Origin of the sequence: uncultured Fretibacterium sp. (genome assembly GCF_938030725.1) — a bacterium.
Classification (GTDB): domain Bacteria; phylum Synergistota; class Synergistia; order Synergistales; family Aminobacteriaceae; genus Fretibacterium.
In genome coordinates this window covers 17,766-37,180 of record NZ_CALHIQ010000013.1, presented here as the reverse complement: position 1 = coordinate 37,180, position 19,415 = coordinate 17,766, and the positions used below count along the sequence as shown (strand labels likewise).

At 68.0% G+C, this 19,415-nt stretch carries 17 protein-coding genes; 3 read left to right on the top strand and 14 right to left on the bottom strand.

Annotation, left to right across the window (positions count from 1 at the left end; translation table 11 throughout):
- Nucleotides 1-10: 10 nt before the first annotated feature.
- The 8 genes from lepB to Q0629_RS00910 form a co-directional block, all read right to left on the bottom strand.
- On the bottom strand, nucleotides 11-559 hold the full coding sequence (gene lepB, locus Q0629_RS00945; RefSeq protein ID WP_298777785.1) for a signal peptidase I: 549 nt from the start codon (nucleotides 557-559) through the stop codon (nucleotides 11-13).
- A 121-nt stretch (nucleotides 560-680) separates the two neighbouring features.
- A complete protein-coding gene (gene pyrE / locus Q0629_RS00940) occupies nucleotides 681-1,265 on the bottom strand; it encodes an orotate phosphoribosyltransferase (protein WP_298777783.1) in 585 nt (194 codons plus the stop codon).
- A gap of 35 nt (nucleotides 1,266-1,300) precedes the next feature.
- Entirely contained in the window at nucleotides 1,301-2,266 is a 966-nt protein-coding gene (gene pyrF, locus Q0629_RS00935; protein WP_298777780.1) for an orotidine-5'-phosphate decarboxylase, read from the bottom strand.
- Nucleotide 2,267: 1 nt separating this feature from the next.
- Nucleotides 2,268-2,834 carry a bifunctional pyr operon transcriptional regulator/uracil phosphoribosyltransferase PyrR gene (gene pyrR / locus Q0629_RS00930; protein WP_298777777.1) on the bottom strand — a complete coding sequence of 189 codons (567 nt, stop codon included), beginning with the start codon at nucleotides 2,832-2,834 and terminating at the stop codon, nucleotides 2,268-2,270.
- 217 nt (nucleotides 2,835-3,051) lie between these two features.
- The gene (locus tag Q0629_RS00925) at nucleotides 3,052-4,536 is read right to left on the bottom strand and encodes a bifunctional heptose 7-phosphate kinase/heptose 1-phosphate adenyltransferase (protein ID WP_298777775.1); all 1,485 of its coding nucleotides are present in this window, start codon (nucleotides 4,534-4,536) and stop codon (nucleotides 3,052-3,054) included.
- Complete coding sequence (locus Q0629_RS00920; protein WP_298777771.1) at nucleotides 4,536-5,888, bottom strand: UDP-glucose/GDP-mannose dehydrogenase family protein; 1,353 nt, start codon at nucleotides 5,886-5,888, stop codon at nucleotides 4,536-4,538. Before Q0629_RS00920 ends, Q0629_RS00925 begins: the two co-directional genes overlap by 1 nt.
- A 58-nt stretch (nucleotides 5,889-5,946) precedes the next feature.
- Entirely contained in the window at nucleotides 5,947-7,263 is a 1,317-nt protein-coding gene (gene amrA / locus Q0629_RS00915) for an AmmeMemoRadiSam system protein A (protein ID WP_298777769.1), read from the bottom strand.
- A gap of 57 nt (nucleotides 7,264-7,320) precedes the next feature.
- The gene (locus Q0629_RS00910; protein WP_298777766.1) at nucleotides 7,321-7,812 is read right to left on the bottom strand and encodes a metal-dependent hydrolase; all 492 of its coding nucleotides are present in this window, start codon (nucleotides 7,810-7,812) and stop codon (nucleotides 7,321-7,323) included.
- Between the two features lie 234 nt (nucleotides 7,813-8,046).
- On the opposite strand from Q0629_RS00910, the gene Q0629_RS00905 reads away from it, so the two are divergent.
- The 3 genes from Q0629_RS00905 (at nucleotide 8,047) to Q0629_RS00895 (ending at nucleotide 12,390) form a co-directional block, all read left to right on the top strand.
- Nucleotides 8,047-8,943, top strand: coding sequence for an HAD family acid phosphatase (locus Q0629_RS00905; protein ID WP_298777764.1), 897 nt, complete (start codon nucleotides 8,047-8,049; stop codon nucleotides 8,941-8,943).
- A gap of 200 nt (nucleotides 8,944-9,143) precedes the next feature.
- A complete protein-coding gene (locus tag Q0629_RS00900; RefSeq protein ID WP_298777762.1) occupies nucleotides 9,144-10,796 on the top strand; it encodes a phosphoenolpyruvate carboxykinase (ATP) in 1,653 nt (550 codons plus the stop codon).
- A gap of 25 nt (nucleotides 10,797-10,821) precedes the next feature.
- Nucleotides 10,822-12,390 (top strand): AAA family ATPase, encoded by a 1,569-nt coding sequence (locus tag Q0629_RS00895; RefSeq protein ID WP_298777760.1) that lies wholly within the window; start codon nucleotides 10,822-10,824, stop codon nucleotides 12,388-12,390.
- Nucleotides 12,391-12,448: 58 nt separating this feature from the next.
- Here Q0629_RS00895 and Q0629_RS00890 read toward each other — a convergent pair whose 3' ends face one another.
- From Q0629_RS00890 to Q0629_RS00865, 6 genes are all read right to left on the bottom strand, one after another.
- Nucleotides 12,449-14,284, bottom strand: a complete 1,836-nt coding sequence (locus tag Q0629_RS00890; protein ID WP_298777757.1) for a DEAD/DEAH box helicase — start codon at nucleotides 14,282-14,284, stop codon at nucleotides 12,449-12,451.
- Between the two features lie 195 nt (nucleotides 14,285-14,479).
- A complete protein-coding gene (locus tag Q0629_RS00885) occupies nucleotides 14,480-15,016 on the bottom strand; it encodes a thermonuclease family protein (protein WP_298777754.1) in 537 nt (178 codons plus the stop codon).
- Between the two features lie 75 nt (nucleotides 15,017-15,091).
- Nucleotides 15,092-16,174 carry a P1 family peptidase gene (locus Q0629_RS00880; protein WP_298777750.1) on the bottom strand — a complete coding sequence of 361 codons (1,083 nt, stop codon included), beginning with the start codon at nucleotides 16,172-16,174 and terminating at the stop codon, nucleotides 15,092-15,094.
- Nucleotides 16,175-16,178: 4 nt separating this feature from the next.
- Nucleotides 16,179-17,984 (bottom strand): C69 family dipeptidase, encoded by a 1,806-nt coding sequence (locus Q0629_RS00875; RefSeq protein WP_298777746.1) that lies wholly within the window; start codon nucleotides 17,982-17,984, stop codon nucleotides 16,179-16,181.
- Nucleotides 17,985-18,093: 109 nt separating this feature from the next.
- Nucleotides 18,094-18,561 (bottom strand): ImmA/IrrE family metallo-endopeptidase, encoded by a 468-nt coding sequence (locus tag Q0629_RS00870; RefSeq protein ID WP_298777744.1) that lies wholly within the window; start codon nucleotides 18,559-18,561, stop codon nucleotides 18,094-18,096.
- A gap of 68 nt (nucleotides 18,562-18,629) precedes the next feature.
- Nucleotides 18,630-19,052 carry a helix-turn-helix transcriptional regulator gene (locus tag Q0629_RS00865; protein WP_298777741.1) on the bottom strand — a complete coding sequence of 141 codons (423 nt, stop codon included), beginning with the start codon at nucleotides 19,050-19,052 and terminating at the stop codon, nucleotides 18,630-18,632.
- Between the last annotated feature and the right edge of the window lie 363 nt (nucleotides 19,053-19,415).

Below are 19,415 nucleotides of genomic sequence, written 5' to 3'. Positions count from 1 at the left end.
TCGGGCCACGTCAGCGGGGGATGCCGAGGCGGGTCAGGGGCCAGTAGCGGAAGAAGGCCGGGCCGTGGAGGTCCGACCTCCGAACGAAACCCCAGAAGCGGCTGTCCTGGGAGTTGGGGCGGTTGTCCCCCATGACGAAGTAGCTGTCCTGCGGTACCGTGAAGGGGCGCTGGAAGAATTCTCCGGTCCGGATGCTGTAGGCGTCATGGTTCACGACGTAGGGCTCCTCCGTGGGGTGTCCGTTGACGAAGACGACGCCGTCCCGGATGTCCACCGTGTCCCCCGGAAGGCCGATGATGCGCTTCACGAAGTCCCGATCCCGGTCCTTCGGATAGGTGAACACGTAGATGGACCCGCGGGACGGCTCGAAGAACCAGTTCCAGAACTTCGCCACCAGGACGCGGTCCCCGATCTCAAGCGTGGGGATCATGGACCCGCTGGGGATCCAAAAGGCCTGCACGACAAACGTGCGGATGATCATCGCCAGGACAAACGCCCAGACGATGGTTTCAATGGTTTCTCGCCACCAGGGCTTCGCTGCTTCTGCTGCCAACTCCATACGTCCTCCGTTCCCGTTCCCGGATGTCCATCGGGAACCTGCTGGGGATAATATAACGCTAACCCATCGGAAAAACAATCTGAAAAAGGCGGGTCGGGAGGGCGGGCCGCGGCGGAGGCCGCTACTTCTTGAGCTGCCGGCTCCCCGGCTTGACGATGGGCTCTCCCTTCTTGCAGAGGGGACACTCCTCCTCCCGCCAGGCGGACGCCTCCATGGTCATCAGGGCATGGAAGGGGACACCGAAGTCCACCCTGCCGCCTGACCGGTCCACCACGGACCCCACGCCCACCACCTCGGCGCCCGCTCCGCGCAGGAGCTCGATGACCTCCCGAACGGAGCCGCCGGTGGTCACGACGTCCTCCACCACCAGCGCGCGCTCTCCCGGCTCCACGCGGAAGCCGCGGCGGAGGGTCATCCTTCCGTCCTCACGCTCCGCGAAGACGTTCCGAACGGAGAGGGCCCGCGCCATCTCGTAGCCCATGATGACGCCCCCGACGGCCGGCGACGCCACCAGGTCGATCCTCTGCCCCGCAAAGCCCTCCGCCAGCGCGCGGCACAGGCTTTCGCTCTCCTTCGGGTGCTCGAAGAGCACCGCGCACTGCATGTAACAGTCGCTGTGCAGCCCCGACGTCAGGCGGAAGTGCCCGCGCTTCAGCGCGCCGAGGCGCGTCAATATCTCCATCGCCAACTCCTGCGTCTTTTCCATGAAAAACGACCTCCTTGGGTAAGTTTTCGTCCGCCTCAGCCCCGCAGGGCCTGCCGTAGGTCCTCCCGCATCCTGAGGGCCTCCTCCCTGGCGGCGGAGATAAAGTCCTCCGTTCCCGCCTTCTTGTGGGCGCAGATCAGGCTGCGCGAGGCGTTCACCACCGCGCCGCGACCCTGGCTGTCGAAGCAGCCCGCCAGGGATCGGCCCGTTGCCCCCTGGGCTCCGTAGCCCGGAAGCAGGAAGAAGGTGTGGGGCATCTCCCGCCGCAGCATCGCGCCCTGCTCCGGGTACGTCGCGCCCACCACCGCGCCGACCGCGCTGTAGCCCATCTCCCCCATCAGGTCCTCGCCCCAGCGGGCCGTGCTCCTCCCCACCCGGAGGAAGAGCGGCTGGCCGTCCTCCATCCTGACGTCCTGAAACTCCACCGACGAGGGGTTCGACGTCTTGACCAGGACGAAGAGGCCCCTGCCGCTCCGCCCGCAGTCCTCCAGGAAGGGCTGCACGCCGTCCGTGCCGAAGTAGGGGTTCACGGTGAGGAAGTCCACCGGCGCGGGAGCGCCCTCCGCCAGGTAGGCCTCCGAGTAGGCAGCGGCCGTGGCGCCGATGTCCCCGCGCTTCGCGTCCAGGATGACGACGTACCCGAGGCGACGGGCCTCCGCCAGGGTCTCCTCCATGCAGGCCACGCCCGACGCCCCCATCAGCTCGTAGTACGCCGCCTGGACCTTGACGCAGGGGATGAGGTCGCGCAGGGCCTCCAGGAGGGCGAAGTTGAAGGCCCGCACCGCGGAGGCCGCTCCGCCCGCCTCCAGGTAGGGACGGGCGAAGGCCGGAGGCAGGTACTCCAGCCGCGTGTCCAGCCCAAGGGCGGTGGGGTTCCCCTTCTCCTCGATGACGCGGATGAGGCGGTCCACCTGAAAGGTCCGCCCCGCTCCCCCACCGGCCGTTCCCTGCGCCGCCCGGCACGGGGCCGGAACGCCGCCTCGCAGCGTCAATCTCGACATCTCAACGCACCTCTCCTTCCGAATCCGCCGTACCTGCGTCCATCAGGACGACGCCCCTCTCGCCGTCGAACTCCGGAAGTCGGACGGCGATCCGCTCGCTCCGGGACGTGGGGACGTTCTTCCCCACGAAGTCCGCCCGGATGGGCAGCTCCCGATGACCCCGGTCCACCAGGACCGCCAACTGGATGCTGCGGGGCCTGCCCGACACCATCAGGGCCTCCATGGCCGCCCGCGCCGTGCGCCCCGTGAAGAGCACGTCGTCGACCAGGACGACGTCGCGGTCCGTGGCACTGAAGGGGACGCCTTGCCCGTCGCCGGCGGCTCTCTCCGCGGCGGGGGCCCGGTCGTCGCGGTAGGAGGCCACGTCCAGATTCCCCACGGGGACCTCCGCGCCCTCCGCCGCGTTGATGCAGTCCGCGATCTCGAGCGCCAGCGGGACCCCCCGCCGGTGGATCCCCACCAGGACGACGTTCTCCGTTCCCCGGTTTCGCTCGACGATCTCGTAGCCGATGCGCCGGATCGCCCGGCTCATCGCCTGAGCGTCCATGATGCGCGCCTTCTCCCTCATGATGGCCTCCTTTTTTGAATGTCGGCAGCGGGCACAAAAAATGCCCCGCCGTCCAAGACGACAGGGCACGACCATTCCCTACAATACGCGCGGAACAACCGCCGCACCGCCGCCTTCTCAGCCTCTCGGGACTGAACTTAAAGGACGCGTGCAACTATTTCGTAAAAGCTCACTGCGGAGTTCATTCTATCACGACAGGGCTCCAGCAGGCAAGGCCTCAAGCCTCCGCGCCGCCCTCCCTTCCGTGGTTCAGGATGCGCGTCGTGGAATGTCCCTCGAGAAGCGGCAGGATGACCACCTCGTCCACGAACTCGCGGCCGGGCAGCTCCTCGGCGCGGTAGTCCCCGCCCTTGGCCAGTACGTCGGGCCGCAGGCGCGACAGGAGCTCCCGGGGCGTGTCCTCGTCGAAGATCACCACCATGTCCACGGGCCTCAGGGCGGCTAGGAGCTCCGCCCGCAGGTCCTGCGGGTTCACCGGGCGGCTTGGCCCCTTCAGCGCGCGAACGGACCGGTCGCTGTTCAGCCCCACCACCAGCCTGTCCCCCAGGAGCCGGGCCCGGCGCAGGCTGTCCAGGTGCCCTGCGTGCAGCACGTCGAAACAGCCGTTTGTGAAGATGACGCGCTGCCCCGCCGACTGCCAGGCCCGCACCTGCCGGACGGCCGCGTCCGTTTCCGCAACGGGGCTGAAGAGGTAGGGCGTCCGCGACCGATAGGCCTCCAGGTAGTCCCTGGCGGTGAAGGCGTAGGTCCCCGACCGCGTGATGACGAACTGCGCGGCCTCGTTGGCCATGCTGGAGGCCCGCTCCGCGTCAAAGCCCGCAGCGTTGAGGGCAGCCAGCATGGCGATGACGGTGTCCCCAGCGCCGCTGACGTCGAAGACCTCCACCGGATGGGCCCGGATGTGGCGGACGGCCTCCGGCCCCAGGAGCGTCATGCCGCGGGAGGACCGCGTCACCAGGAGCCATTTCAGGCCGTTCTTCCGGCGGACCTTCTCGCCGACCTCCGCCACCGTCTTCGGATCGTTGCGGACGTGGCGTCCCCAGGTGGCGCTCAGCTCCCCCAGATTCGGCGTGGCCAGTGCCGCGCCGCGGTACTTGGACCAATCCACGCCGCGGGGGTCCACCAGCACGTGAGCGCCCCGCCGGGCCGCCATGGAGATGACGCCCTGGCACAGCTCCGGCGTGCAGTACCCCAGGCCGTAGTCGGACAGGATCACCGTGCGCACGCCGCCGTCGATGGCCTTGTTCAGGAAGTCCAGCGCGTTCTCCACGCCCTCTGGGGGCAGGGGCTCCACGTCCTCGAAGTCGAATCGGGCCAGCTGCTGCCCGCCGCAGATCAGCCGGGTCTTCACCAGGGTGGGGGTCCGGCGCGGCCAGAGCCGGGGCTCGATCCTGAAGGACTGCACGTGCCCCCTCACCTTCTGGCCGAAGGCGTCGTCGCCCACCATGCCCGCAAGCCAGACGCGGCATCCAATCCCCCGGAGGTTCGCCGCCACGTTCCCCGCGCCCCCCAGGTTGTCGGCGGCGGCCCGCGTGTCGCACACCACGACGGGGATGGGGGCCTCGCGGGACACGCGGCGGGTGGACCCCGTGAGGTATCGGTCCAGGACGATGTCGCCCAGGACGGCCACGGAGGTTTCCGCCGCCCTGCCGCTGCGCAGGAACTCACCCAACGCGCGCTGGGGCTGGAACGGCGCGGACACTAGAGCGCCCTCCCCACCGGGCCGGAGGCGGCCAGGACGGGCGGACGTCCGACGGAGAGGTAGTCGAAGCCGGCCCGCGCCATCTCCTCGCGGGAGTAGACGTTGCGCCCATCGACGATGATCGGCGTGCGCAGGAACGACCGGAGCCGGGCGAAGTCCGGCTGGCGGTAGATGTCCCACTCCGTGACCACGGCCAGGGCATCCGCGCCCCGCGCCGTCTCGTAGGGGTCTGCGACGTAGGTCACGTTGGGCAGGTCCCCCAGCGCCGCGCGCGTTTCCTCGATGGCGCGGGGGTCGCTGGCCCTGACGGAAGCCCCGGCGGCCAGGAGGCCGTGGATCAGGACCTGAGCCGGCGCCTCGCGGGTGTCGGAGGTCTTGGGCTTGAAGGCCAGGCCCCACAGAGCGATCACGCGGCCCGACAGGTCCCCCAGGCGCCCCCGGAGCTCTTCCAGCAGAAGTCCCTTGGCCCGCGTGTTCACCTCGTCCACCGCCGTCAGCAGGTTCGGCTCGTAGCCCGTCGCCCGGGCGAAGTCCCGAAGCGCCCGCACGTCCTTGGGGAAGCAGGAGCCGCCGTAGCCGCAGCCCGCCCGCAGGAACTTCGCGCCGATGCGGTCGTCCCGCCCCATGGCCTGGCGCACACTCTCCACGTCCGCTCCCACGCGGCTGCAGATGCAGGCCATCTCGTTCATGAAGGAGATGCGGGCCGCCAGCATGGCGTTGGCAGCGTACTTCGCCATCTCCGCCGAGGCGATGTCCATGAAGAGCAGCTTTGCGGGCTCCAGGAAGGAGTAGATGCGCCTCAGGGTTTCCGCGGCCTCCGGCGAGTCCGCGCCGAGGACCACGCGGTCCGGCTCCACGAAGTCCCGGAGCGCCGCCCCCTCCCGCAGGAACTCCGGGTTCGAGGCCATGCCCAGCGCGTGCCGGGCCCCCCGCGCGTTGAGCTCCTCACGAATCCAGTCCCGGACGCGGGCGTTCGTCCCCACGGGGACGGTGGACTTCACCACGGCCAGCAGGTCCCCCGACATGCCGCGCCCGATGCTGCGGGCCGCCCCCTCGACGAAGGAGAGGTCCGCGCTGCCGTCCGGGGCCGAAGGCGTCCCCACCGTGATGAAGCAGACGTTGGCCCCCTCCAGGGCCTCCGCCGCCTCCGTCGTGAAGGAGAGGCGCCCCTCGGCGGCGTTGCGCGCCATCATCTCGTCCAGCCCCGGCTCGTAGAAGGGGACCCGTCCGCCGCGAAGCGTCGCCACGCGCTCCCCGTTCGTATCCACGCACACCACCGTATTGCCGTATCGGGCGAGGCAGGTCCCCGTCACAAGGCCCACGTACCCGGTGCCGATCACCGCAAGCTTCATCTGACGACCCCATTTCCAGTTGTTATGACAAAACCGGGAGGCGGCCCACCGCCGCGCCCTACTCCCGATACCGCGTCACGCTGAAGCGCTGGAGCGCGACGCCCTCCAGGCTGCTGAGGCCGGCCTTTCGGGCCGCGATCTCCACCTGCTGCTCCGCGGTGTCCACGCCCTCCAGGTCCGGCAGCAGAACGCCGCGCTGCCAGCCCTTCGACACAATGACGCCCCAGAGCTTGGGGTCCAGCTGCTCCACCCCCTCGACGGGCTCCGGGTCCGACAGCACGTCCACCGACAGGCGGACGCCCTCCAGCTCCTCCGCCGTCATGGGAGGGACGCGCGGGTCCCGCGTCGCGGCCGCCACGGCGTTCTCGATGATCTCGCGATCCAGCGTCCCCTGCGACGGCGCGAGGGTCCCGATGCAGCCGCGGAGGGCGCCCTGCCTCGTCTTGATGGACACGAAGCACGCTGCAGTCCGCTCCCACAGCGGCGAAGCGCACACGTCGCCGCCCCTCTCCGGCAGGGGCCTGCCGGAGAGGAGGCGCGTCACCGTTTCCCGCGCCAGGCGGACGGGGGCGGGGGCCGGAGCGTCCCACACCGCGGTGCAGTAGCCCACGCCGAAGGGGCCCTCGTAGGAGAGCACCTTTGCCGCGCCACCCAGGGCTTCCATGAGCCCCAGCATCGTCAGGACGGACCACAGCCCGCACTGGCCAGCCTCGTTGATCGTCTTGAGGCCGAGGGCGAAGATCGGCGCCGCGGAGCCCTGCCGCAGGGCCTCGAGCACCGCGTCGTCGAAGGCGCGCCCCGCCTCCGGGGCGTAGCCTGCGGGGGCGGAGGGGGTCAGGCGGTGAGACAGGTCGCCGCTGGCCAGCAGCGCCCAGGTCCGCCCGTCGTCGAAGTCCGCCAGGGCCTGCCCCAGATCGAAGGCTCCGCGCGGCGAGAGCCCCACCGGCGAGGCCGTCAGCGTCGCCGGCAGGGCCCCCCAGGCGCGGCGCAGGAAGTAGAGCGGGACCAGGGTCCCCTGATCCGACGAGAGGTCGGGCGAGGCCTGATGGGAAACCGGGATGCCATGGGGCATCAAAAAGCGCCCAAGCGCTTCCCGGTCTTCCGCGCGGGTGCGAAAGTCCACCCGCACCTTCGGGGCCCCGAAGGCCGCAAAGGACCCCTCGGACTCCGGGGCCGCGTTGAAGCCCAGAGAGCCAGGCGTGCAGGGATGATGTGGGGAGAGGACCAGCAGGACCTCCGGCTCCCGACCCCGCACCGCCTCCGCCACCCGGTCAAGACCGGCGAGCGTTTCCGCCGCCTCCGCCTCTCTGCCCCGCCCCAACTCCGGAACGAGGATCGGGGGATGCGGCATGAGGACCGACCATATCCACGGCATGAGAAAGACCTCCTGACCTTTTAAAATGAGAGCTGGCGGCGGGTCGCGCGGCTCCGCTTAGAGGAGTCCTGCCCGTGCAGCCCAGGCTCCCAGAGCCGTGGCCGACAGGAAGAACGTGACGGCCATCTCCCCCGGACTGAGTTCCCCCGGCCTGGGCGAGGTCCTGAAGAGGTGCGCTCCAAAGGTCCTCCGCCAGGGCAGGAGAAGGGGCACCTTGCCGCAGCAGGCGTCCAGCGCGATGTGCAGCAGGCCCCCCAACAGCCAGAATCCGGCGCAGGCCCACAGGTCCCCCGCCGACCCTTCCGCCAGGCCCGCAAGGGTCGGCGTCCGCCACCCCGCGCGGTCCAGACACAGGAGGGAGAGCGCGAGCCATGGGACGAACCAGTGCGTGAGCCTGCGGTGCCAGCGGTTCCTGTTCCGCCCCCACAGCAGCCACTCGCTGGAGTCCGGGAAGGCGGCGCCCAGAAGGGCGCAGAGGGCCGCCGGCAGGGAGCAGGTGACGGCTCCCACCAGCGTGAAGTTCACGATGCGGTGTCCGTGACCCGTCACAGGGGGGCCACCGTCCGACTCAATCGCTTCCGTGTCCAAAGGCACATTCAAAACGCGGGCGGCGTTCGCCCGCTGCCTCCCTTCCGCACCGGCCGGCCTGAGCCGCCGCGCCGGGTCCGTACCTCCGCGCCGCCTCACCACAGCAGGCCGCTCCAAAATTTCCTCCTCGTGGTATAGTTATACCACACCGCAGTCCAGCAAGGCAGCATTTTTATACTTAAGGAGGACCTTACCATGAAGCTTATGGAAGACAGGAAGTACCTGAGGACCCTCGCGTGGTGGGGAGTCGTCGCCCTCATCGCAATCCTGCTCGTTATCCGGGCCAAAACGCAGGCCCCAACGCCCCAGACCGACGCGTACAAACCGCTCGAAACCACTCCCGCTCCGGCCCCTGCCATCTCGGAGCGCGAGGTCGCCGACCAGTCCCTCACGGCCGTCCTCTGGGTGAGGACCTCCGCCGAGTACCGCGCGCTGTGCCATCAGGCCTACAACGCTGCGCTGGAGCGCATCCGATGGGCCTTCGTCAGCCGCCGGAGGGAGGACAGCCCCCTGGCCATCGTCGTGGACTGTCCGGGGGCGATCCTCGACCGCAGCCGTGCCATGGCGGACCGCCTCAGGGAAGGGAAGCTCTTTGACGGGACGGAGGACTGGGACAACCTCGCCTCGGAGGACCTCCTCCCCGGCGCCCTGGACCTTCTGAAGGCCGCGGACGAGTTGGGCGTGGCGATCTTCTACGCGACGAACCGTCCCCTTGAAACGCAGGAGCAGACCGGAGAGGCCCTGAAGGAGCTTCAGGCCCTGGGGCTCCCCCAGGCCGTGGAGGACCGCCTGCTGGCCCGCGCCGGCGGAGCGGAGCCCCTCAACAAGATGCCCCGCTTCGCAAAGGTCGCTGAGGAGTACGACGTCGTCCTCTACTTGGGGGACAGCGTCGATGACCTGCCCCTGGACCTGGAGGGCAAGCCGGCCGCAGAGTGCCGCAGAGCCGTGGACCGGGAGAGTGAGCGCTTCGGGACCTCCTTCATCCTGATCCCCAACCCGGCCGGCATCGAGTGGGAACGGGCCCTCGGCACCGCCTCCTCCTCCCCCGCGGACCGGAACAGGGAGCGCAAAGATGCACTGACCAACCGTTGACGGTCCCCATCGATTGACCGACATTTTGAAAGTCCTGGCTTCGTTTGTTTCGTTGTCATTGCAGGATGGCTCAATTGACGACACGCCCCAGGCGCGGGGCAATCGGGCTATAATGGCGTGAGGGCTTTCGGCGTTCAAAAAAGGGCCGCCGCGCGAGGACAGGGCGGCGCGATACACAAAAAAGGAGTGGGGGTTTAACGATGGCGACGATCGGCGCTTACGACGAGGAGAACTTTAAAAAGGTGAACAAGACTCAGGTCCGCCCGACGGTGGAGGCCGTGTTCTACGGCAACAACGTCCACCGGGTGCTGGACCTGAAGGAGGCCTACAACCTGGCGAAGAACAGCCCGGGCACGGTCGAGCTGACGGGGATGCCCGTCTACCACCCCACGGAGCAGGAGCTGCCCCAGGACGCAAACGTCCTGCTGTTCAACGACGGCGCAATCTTCGGCCGCACGGCGGCGGCGCGCCGCATCGTGGGCTGGCCCGGCGTGGACGCCAAGGCCCTCTGCACCGTGGTGCGCGAGGCCATCTTCAACACGCGCTACCGCAGGATGTACCAGGCGGACGCCTACGTGGGGCTGGACGAGGACTTCATGGTGAAGGCCCACCTGCTCCTGCCGGAGGGCTACGAGAACAACCTCTACAACTGGATGATCAACTTTCAGTACGACAACGAGAGGTACAGGCCACGCTACGCGGCCTCCCGAAGGATCTCGGACACCGACGGCGACATCTTCTTCTTCGCCGATCCCGACTGGTCGCACCCGGACTTCCCGCTGGGCCTCGCGTTCTTCTCCCCTGAGGAGAACTGCGCCGCGGTGCTGGGCCTGCGCTACTTCGGCGAGCTGAAGAAGGGGACCCTGACCCTGGCCTGGGGCATCGCCGCCCGCAACGGCTACGCGGCCTGCCACGGCGGCCTGAAGCGCTACACGATGAAGGACGGAAGGAAGTTCGTCATGGCGGCCTTCGGCCTGTCGGGCTCCGGCAAGTCCACCATCACCCACGCCAAACACGACGGCAGGTACGACATCATGGTGCTGCACGACGACGCCTTCATCGTCAACATCAAGGACAAGTACGCCATCGCCATGGAGCCCACCTACTTCGACAAGCTGGCGGACTACCCCATCGGCTGCGAGGACAACAAGTACCTCCTGACGATCCAGAACTGCGGCGCCACCGTCACCAGGGACGGCCGGAAGGTCGCCGTGACGGAGGACATGCGCAACGGCAACGGCCGTTCCGTCAAGTCCCGCCTCTGGTCCCCCAACCGCGTGGATCGCATCGACGAGCCGCTGAACGCCATCTTCTGGCTCATGCGCGACCCGACGATCCCCCCCGTGCTGAAGCTGGAGGGCCCGTCCCTCGGCGCGGTGCTGGGCGCGACCCTGGCCACCAAGCGCACCAGCGCGGAACGCCTAGCCCCCGGCGTGGACCCCAACGCCCTGGTGTGCGAGCCCTACGCCAACCCCTTCCGCACCTACCCGCTCTCCATGGACTACGAGCGCTTCAAGACGCTCTTGGCCGACGGAGTGGACTGCTATATCCTGAACACCGCCGACTTCATGGGCACCAAGGTGAAGAAGGAGCACACGCTGGGCATCATCGAGTCCATCGTGGAGGGCAGGGCCCGCTGGGTTCCCTTCGGTGACCTGCCGGGGCTCAAGACGCTGGACATGCCGGACTTCAAGGTCGACCTGAACGATGCCGCCTATCGCGAGCAGCTCAAGGCCCGCTTCCAGGACCGGCTGAACTTCGTGATCGCCCGCGAAACGGAGCGCGGCGGCGTAGACAAACTGCCCTCGGACGCGAAGGAGGCCCTCGAGGCGGTCATCGCCGCGATGAGGTAGGGCGGAGTTCGTCCCCATCGGAGCGATGAACGAAAATTTAAAAACGCTTCCCATCGGAATTCAGAGCTTTGAGCGGCTGCGGACGCGGGGGCACCTCTACGTGGACAAGACGGCTCGACTGCTGCAGTTGATCAACTCGGATCGGGTTTTCCTCTCCCGGCCGCGCCGGTTCGGCAAGTCCCTGACCCTCTCGACGCTCGAAGCCCTATTCAGTGGCAAGTTAGAACTGTTCCGTGGCCTCGCCGCCGAGGCGTGGGCCACGGAACAGGCTAGGCACCCCACGCCGGTGCTGAGCCTCAGCATGGCAAAGGGACGGCCTACGGATGACGTTCAACGTTTCGACGTCAGCCTGTACAACGACCTGATGGTCTTCGGCCGCAGGTACGAGCTGCCCATGCCCCGCAAGGACACCGAAGGCGCGCTGGGGGCCCTCAAAGACACCATTGAGGGACTTTTTGAGCGCGGAGGGCCGATCGTCGTCCTCATCGACGAGTACGACAAACCCATCCTGGACAACATCGGAAACGTGAACTTGGCTGCAACGTTCAGGAGTTATCTTCGGACCCTCTACCTTAACCTGAAGGACTACGACGAGTACCTCCGCTTCGTCATGCTGACCGGCATCTCCAGGTTTACCAGGACCGGCGTCTTCTCCGCCATGAACAACCTGCGGGACATCTCCATGGTGGAGGAGTTTGGCGACGTCGTGGGCTACACGCAGGAGGAGCTTGAGCGGGACTTCGTGGGCTGGATCGACGACGCGGCCGGCAAGATGCGCCTCTCCCGCCAGGAGCTCCTGACGCGGATGAAGGACTACTACGACGGCTTCTGCTTCGACGGCACAACCCGCCTCTACAACCCCTTCTCCATCCTCAACTTCCTGGCCGACAGGGAGTTCAAAAACTACTGGTATCACTCGGGCTCCCCTACGTTCATCCTCTCCTATCTGCGCAGCCACGGGATCGACGACCCGGAGGTCTATCGGCACAAAAGCGTTTCCGCCGACTTCGCGGACAGCCAGGAGATCGAGCGGGCCAGGCCGGAGAGCTTCCTCTACCAGGCGGGCTACCTGACCATCGAATCCGCGGAGGAGCAGGAGCTGACGCTGGACTATCCCAACCGCGAGGTACTGAACTCGATCTCGCGCCTGTACCTGGATAACGTCTATCGCGTGGAGGACTTCACGGCTCTTGGCTCCAATCTCTGGCGTGCGCTGAAGGACGGGGATATCGAGGGAGCGGTCAAGCTGTACAACACCGCGCTGGCCGGCATCCCCTACCAGGACTTCACGCGGCGGGACGAGTCCCTGTACCGCTCCCTGTTCCTGATGCTCCTGCGGGGGGCGGGCATCACGGCCCACGGGGAGGTCCCGACCAATCGAGGGCGAAGCGATGTCCTGGTCCTCTTTCCCCACCGCGTCGTCGTGCTGGAGTTCAAGCTGGCCCGGAGCGCGGGAGAGATCGACGGACTGCGTGTCGAAGGGCAGCGGCAGATCGAGGAGAAGGGCTACGCAAAGCCCTACGATGGAGAGGGCCGCGCCGTCACCTCCGCGGTCGTCGTCATCGACCTCCAAAAGCACGAGGCGGCGCTGTAGCGCCGCCTCGCTAAAGGAATGGGGTGCAGCCGAAGTCCGCGCCCCACTCGTCCCCTCCCTAATACTCCTCCCGGCTCCTGCGAAGCCCCGTTCTCACGCCTCCGCGCCGGCTGCGGACCTCGCCGCGGAGGCTGCGCCGCCCGCGACTGGGAGCCTCGTCCTCCGGGAAGAGCCCCCAGCGCGCCAGCCCCGCCCGTCCCTGCTCCAGGCGAGACATGGCCAGCGGCTGAAGCTCCACCAGGATGTGATCGTCCTTCAGGCGGATGGCGCCCACCTCGCAGCGCTCCACCTTCAGCGCCGTGCAGAGCGCGTTCAGGATGCGGCCCACGTCCGTCACCGGCCCGCGGCTGCTGCGCATCCGTGTCATGACGCCGCGCTGCCTGCGGCCCGGCGCCGCACTCTCCCGCGTCCGAACCGCCGAGCGTCCTCCCCGACGGCGCTCCCGCTCTCGATCCAGCTCCGCGCTGAGGCTGTACCCCTTGGCCGTGCGGGAGGAGAGGAAGGCCAGGAGCTTCGCGGTCAGCACCCTCGGCTCCGCGCGCGACAGGAGGTCCTCCGCCCAGCTCAGGCACTCCTCGTAGTCCCCGTCGAGGGGCGCGGAGAGCAGCTCGCGCTCCATCACCTCGCGCTGCGTCGCGTGGATGCGGTCCAGGTCCGGGATGTCCTCCCACTCCACCTTCATCCGGGTGGAGCGCAGCATGTCGCGGAAGCGCCCCGCCTCGGGCGGCGAGAGCAGGATCAGGTTCGTGCCCTCGTTGCCCGCCCTTCCCGTGCGGCCGCTGCGGTGGACGAAGGTCTCCTGGTCGTCCGGCAGTCCAAGCTGGATGACGTGCGTCACGCCCTCCACGTCCAGCCCCCGCGCAGCCACGTTGGTCGCCACCAGACAGGGGATGGAGCCGGACTTGAAGGAGGCGAGCACCGCCATGCGCTCGTTCTGCGTCATGTCGCCCTGCAGGGCCGCCGCGGTGAATCCCTCGTCCTGCAGCTTCTGGGCGATTTCGATGGACTCCATCTTCGTGTGACAGAACACGAGGCAGCGCCTCGGGTGCTCCCACAGCAGGATGTTCACCAGCCCCTCAAAGCGGCGGCGGGAGGGGATCATGTAGACCCGATGCAGGATGTCCGCGTGCTGCGCCCCCTCCTCCACGAGGGAGAGGATCAAGGGGGCCTTCAGGTAGCGGTCCGCCAGCTCCCGCATCTCGTCCGGCATCGTGGCGGAGAAGAGCCACGTCCGGCGCTCCTCCGGCATGGCCCCCAGGATGGCCTCCAGCTCGTCGCGGAAGCCCATGTCCAGCATCAGGTCCCCCTCGTCCAGGACCACGTGCTGGATGCCCTCCGTCAGCAGGGTTCCGCGTTCGATGTGGTCCCGCACCCGACCGGGGGTCCCCACGACGACGGCCGCGCCCCCGCGCAGGGCGCGCAGCTGGGGGCCCATCTCCATGCCGCCCACCAGCGCCACGACGCCCAACCTCAGGTGGCGCGTCAGCCACTCCGCCTCCTTGGCCGTCTGCTGCGCCAGCTCGCGGGTCGGGGACAGCACCAGAATTCGGGGCTGCCTCTCCCCCACCGAAACCTCCTGGAGCAGGGGCAGGAGAAAGGCCAGCGTCTTGCCGCTGCCCGTCCGCGCCCGGACGATCAGATCCCGTCCCTGCCACTCCGCGCCCAGCACGCGCCGCTGCACGGGCGTCGGGTGCTCGAAGCCCTTCTCCTCCAGCGCGCGCAGGAGCTCGTCCCGAAGGCCGTAGACGTCAAACCCCTCGTCGACGGGCTCCCGCCCGTAGCTCTCAAGCTCGCGGTACTCGTCCCTCGATATCTCGCTCAGGTCCAGGTTTGAGGGCGCGCCGAAGGGCGTCCCCCCCTCCCCGGCCTCGTTCTCGCCCTTCACTTCACTCACTTCACTCACTTCATTCACTTCACTCGTTTTACTCACTTCGTTCATTCCCTGCACTTCGTTCATTGAAACCTGCATACCCCCATAGGCAAAAAAGGGGAAGGCCGCGTCGGGCCTTCCCCGCATTAAGATCCCTCGCGTCTGATTATGAGCCAGACGAAGGATAATGTCAATGACGCGATCGCGTCCTGTGCCGTCCTACCGGCCGGCCTTCCTGCCCCACAGCCCGATCTTCGAACGGCGGGCCTCCTCCTCCAGTCGGGCGAAGAGTTCCCTGTAGCGGGTGTTCGGCTTGATGGACAGCACCCGCGCATAGCCTCCCGTCAGGAGCCGCGCGTTGAACATGCCCCGCCGCACCGACGCCTCGTCCGCGCTTTCGGGCGGGGACGTCAGCCACACGTAGGCCAGGTGGCGTCCGTAGCGGTCCGTCGGCTCGGCGTCGTACTCCAGCCAGACGCGCCGCCCCGTCAGCTCCCGCTTCGTGAAGTCGCTGGCCGCCTTTCCGTAGTACTGCACCGGTGTGTTGGGCTTCACGGTCTCCGGGGTGTCCACCCCGATGAGCCGCACCTTCCGGTTCGAGCCCTCCACGCTCACGACGATCGTATCCCCATCCACGACGCGCACCACCGGAGCGGAGAGGACGTCCCCCGTCTGCCCTTGCCAGTGTTCAAGTCCCAGCCACCCGGCCAGAAGGGCCAGAAAGGCGAGGACGAGGCGCTTCAGCATCCGCTCCATGACGCGGTTCGCTCCCCTCCGAAGGCGGCGGGGACCGCTCCAAAACGAAGCGCTTCGCCGTCGTCCAGCCATCGCTCAGCGCGTCGTGGACAGCAGACCGGCGGCGTCAAGCTCCGGCAGGAAGTCCCGCAGGGCATGGCGGACGTGCCCCCCGCGCCCCCGAACGGGTTCCGCCCACAGGAGCGCGCTCAGGATGGCCTCCTCCGCAGCCTCGGCAGCGGCCTGAAACAGGGGGTCAATGCAGTTCTCGTGAAGGGAGGGAACGCGGAGGACGGGGTCCTCCGACACCTCGTGGGGGATGCGGAAGGCGTTCGAAAAGGCCACGGCAACGTCGCCGCTGCCGTCCCCCACGAAGGAGCCCGTCCGGCCTACGCCCACGAAGCACCGGCGCGCCATCCGCGTCAACTGCCGCGCCGTGAGGGGCGCGTCCGTGCCCAGCACCAGGATGATGGAGCCGGACTCCCGCTCCTCCTCGGTCCGGCGTGCCTCCAGGAGGGCCGAAAGTGCCGCCCCGACAGGACGCCCCGCCAGAACGAGGTTCGTCATGACGCCGAAGTTCGCATTGACCAGGACGCCGACGGTGTACGTTTCCTTCCCTGCCGCCGCCAGCCGCGAGGCGCTGCCGATGCCGCCCTTCAGCCCAAAGCAGGTCATTCCCCGCCCCGCGCCCACCGCGCCCTGCTGAAAGTCCTCCGCGGCCGCCGCCAGCGCCGCGTCCAACTGGGGACGGCCCAGGCGCGCGGCCCGTGCGTCGTTCAGGTAGCTGTCGTTGCACTCGCACACCACGGGGTTCACGCTGCCCGCCGTCGTGCAGATCTCAGGGTGCTCGTCCATGGAGCGGCGGAACAGCGCCTCGTACAGCGCCCCGGCGCTCGAGACCCCCGTCAGGACGACGGGCGTCTCAATGGTCCCCTTCTCCTGAATCTGCAGGAGCCCCATGCTCTTGCCGAAGCCGTTGAACACGGCACACCCCGCTGGGACCTTTTGGCGAAACAGGCTTCCGGGCGCCGGAATCACGGCCGTGACGCCCGTCTGGACGCCACCGTCGTCCACCGTGGCGTGGCCGACGCGCACGCCCGGCACGTCCGTCAGGGCGTTCCTCGGCCCCCTGGACAGCGCGCCAACGCCCAGCCCCAGCTCCTCCACGAGAGAGGCCATGAGCCTACCCCTTCAGGGGGATGTCCCGGCGCACCCTCAGCCGCACGCAGGCCGCCCGGCGCGTTCCATCCCGTGCCGTCAGCAGGACGGCGAGGTCCGTAAGGCAGGGGTCTGCGTCCTCCATCCACGCGCCGCCGCCGAAGGTCAGCTTGAAGGAAGCGCCGTCCGGCGCAACCTCCAGCGCGGACCCGACGGACCACTTCTCCTGCGGCAGGTAGTGCGGCCCAGCGAGGCATCGCTCCGGGTCCAGGGCAGCGGGGGTCAGTCCCTGCGCGTCCCAGCGCACGGAGAAGCGGGCGCCCGCCTGCGACGCATCCAGCTCCCCGTCGGGCGTCCCCACCAGGACCTTCAGGTCGCTGAAGAGCGCGTGCATCCCCTCCCGAACCGTCACGCCCCAGGCGCGGACCAGTCCCTCCATCATAGCCCTGGCGACGTTGGGGTCCGAGTGCATGTGCATCTCGATCTGGGCGTCCATCATGCGGAGCTCGTCCTCCATGTGATCCTCCATCAGGCAGACCCTGGAGCGCACGGCCTCCTCCGCGGCCCCGCCCAGGAGCTCCGCAGCCGCCTGAACCGCCGTGGTCCGGAACCAGGCGCTGTCCTCCCGCCAGTCCAGGTCGGTTGCGGGCACGGAGAAGTGCGTCGCGAGGGCCTCCTTCGCCCCCGCCGCATAGCCGTACCCCTCCGGGACCTCGGCGATGCCAAGGTACCAGGGCATGTAGGGGGAGAGGCAGGGCCGGCCCAGAGCGCGCCGCGCGAGGATGCGCTCCGGAGCGTGGCGCACCTCCACGATGTTGCTCTCAAGGGTCGTGACGGCACAGATCGGGCGGGTGCTCATGAAGTGGTGGGAGCCCCCCTCCGAGATGTCGGACGCCGTGCCCTCGAAGTGCGTCCGCAGGATATTCTTCAGCGTGCCGATCCCCACCGGGCGCGCCGGCTTTACGGAGAAGGGTAGGTCCTCCGGCCGGTCGAGGAGGCCGCTCAGGTCACGCTCCAGCAGGATCTCAAGCCCTCGCACGTGCCGGTGCATGTTGTAGATCGCCCCCCGCGACGCCGGGGCCTGACAGGCCTTGGCGAAGTCGAAGGGACCGTCCGCGGGGCTGTACCACCCGCGCTTCGTCGCGTAGCCCACGAGGGCCTGAAGGCCCGGCGTGTCCGGGTCCGGCTCGTGGATCGTGTAGTGGTTCGGGATGATGAAGACCTCGTCGTCCGGCACCCGCTTGACGGCGAAGTGCTTGCCCTTCATCACCTGCACCACCCAGCACTCCTCGCTGTCCGCGAAGTGGTAGGACCGCCCGCTGTCCGCATAGCCGTAGCGCTGAATGAGGTCCGCGGCGATCTCCACGGCGTGAGCGGCGCTCCTGGCCCCCTCGGCCACGAGGCGGCGCAGGCCGTAGCCGATGCCGCCGTCCGTCAGGTCCGGGGCGTCCTCGCGGGAGTCCGAGCAGTTGTCGCTGCAAACGACGACGCCGTTCCGGTTGATGAACAGGTCGCAGTAGGACTCGCCCCCACCCTTTCCTCCCCGGCGCGCCTCGGACCACAGGAGGCCCGCACTCGCCTCCGGCAGGGGCAGTTCCGCGCAGCACGGCTCAAAGCGGACGGTCTCCGGGACGGTCCGGATGACGGGGTCCGTCATGTGGGTCAGCATCACGTAGCGTCCGCGGCTGTCCTCGTTGTGCCCCACCAGGACCACGCCGTTCTCGGAGGCCCTGCGCCCCACCAAAACCGTCATACAGGCGTGCGCGGGCCGCCTCCAAAGGAGCACCAGCGCAAGCGCGCCGAAAACCGCCGCTGTCGTCACCAGAAACATCCAAACGGACCTCCTCGGCGGAGGCGCCCAACCTCGCGGGCTGCCTCCAAAGATAGATATGGTAAGTTGTTTATTATCGCACTAAACCGTAAAAACGGACAGGCCTCGTTCAGGCCGACGGGCAAAACGTGCCGCCATGAGAGAGTTCCGGGACCGGATCGGGGCGCTCGGCCTTCACGAGGGCAGAGATGGAGCGAAGCCGCAGCGTCATGGCCTGGCGGGACACCCGATAGCGCCGGGCGAGAGCCTCCGGGCCGGCTCCAGCCTCGGCGGCGACCATCGCAAGGGGCATCAGGAGCTCCGCCGCGAAGAGGTCGGCCTGGCGCTCCTGCCGTTCGTCCGACAGGGAGGGCCGCTCCAGGGCGGAGCGGTGCCCCAGGAGGGCGTGTCCCAGCTCGTGGGCGATGGAGAAGCGCGCCCGGACGAGGGGGATCGCGGTGTTGACCATCAGGATCCGCCGTCCCCGCACCTCCGCCAAAAGCGCCCCGAAGGCGTCGCAGGGCTGAGCGTAAACCTGGATGTCCAGGTAGTCGCAGATGACGCTCAAGCTCACCGGAGGCGCGGACATCCGAGGCATCGTCGATCGCAGGAGGGAGGCCGCAGCCTCCCTCGCAGGGCCCAGGAGCCCGTCCCAAAACATTGCCCTCAAAACCCCTCCCGGACGCGGCGCGTCTTGATGGCGTCCACGGCGTAGCCCAGGGCCAGCCTCAGGCTCGAGGCCAGAAACTTCCAGTCCTCCTCCGTGAAGGAGTCCTGGTCCTTCACGAAGCTGCGAAGGTACAGGGCCAGCTGCGGGTCGTTCTCGAGCGTTCGGGTCACGAAGGTGCGGGCGTCCTCGCCCAGCGCCGACAGCTCCGTCTTGTCGTCGCACTTCAGACCCAGGAGCTCCCGCACGTCGCAGGAGAGCGCCGAGGCGATGGGCAGCAGCATGTCCGAGCTGAGCCCCTTGACGCTCGACTCGATGCGGCTGATGTTCGCCTGCGTCACGCCAAGCTTCCTGGCCAGCTCCTCCTGGTTCATGCCCAGCGCCCGGCGGCGCGCCTTGATGTTGGCACCGATCGAAGCCATCCTAAAATCCCCCTCCTCAAAAGTCAGCAGCATCCAGCACCGCATTTTCTCAGAAAGTATCTCAGGAGCGTTCACCGTCTTACCTGTATATAATAACATGAAGGCAACAAGATAATTGCTTATGCAGTTAGCGTTGATGCCGATCAAGGGGCAGACCTCTTTTAACGTGGAAACGCCTGCCGAACCTGCACCAAAACGGACCTGTTCACCCTTGAAGGGCCGCCCGGCGGCCTTGACACTCTCGCCTGATGTTTTTCACGGATGGCATTTAGGACGTTTCGTCCTATTATTAAACGGTTAAGCAACGAAACGCCGCGTTCATGGCGCGGTACGAACTATTATTATTTCACGAAGGGGAGTGCG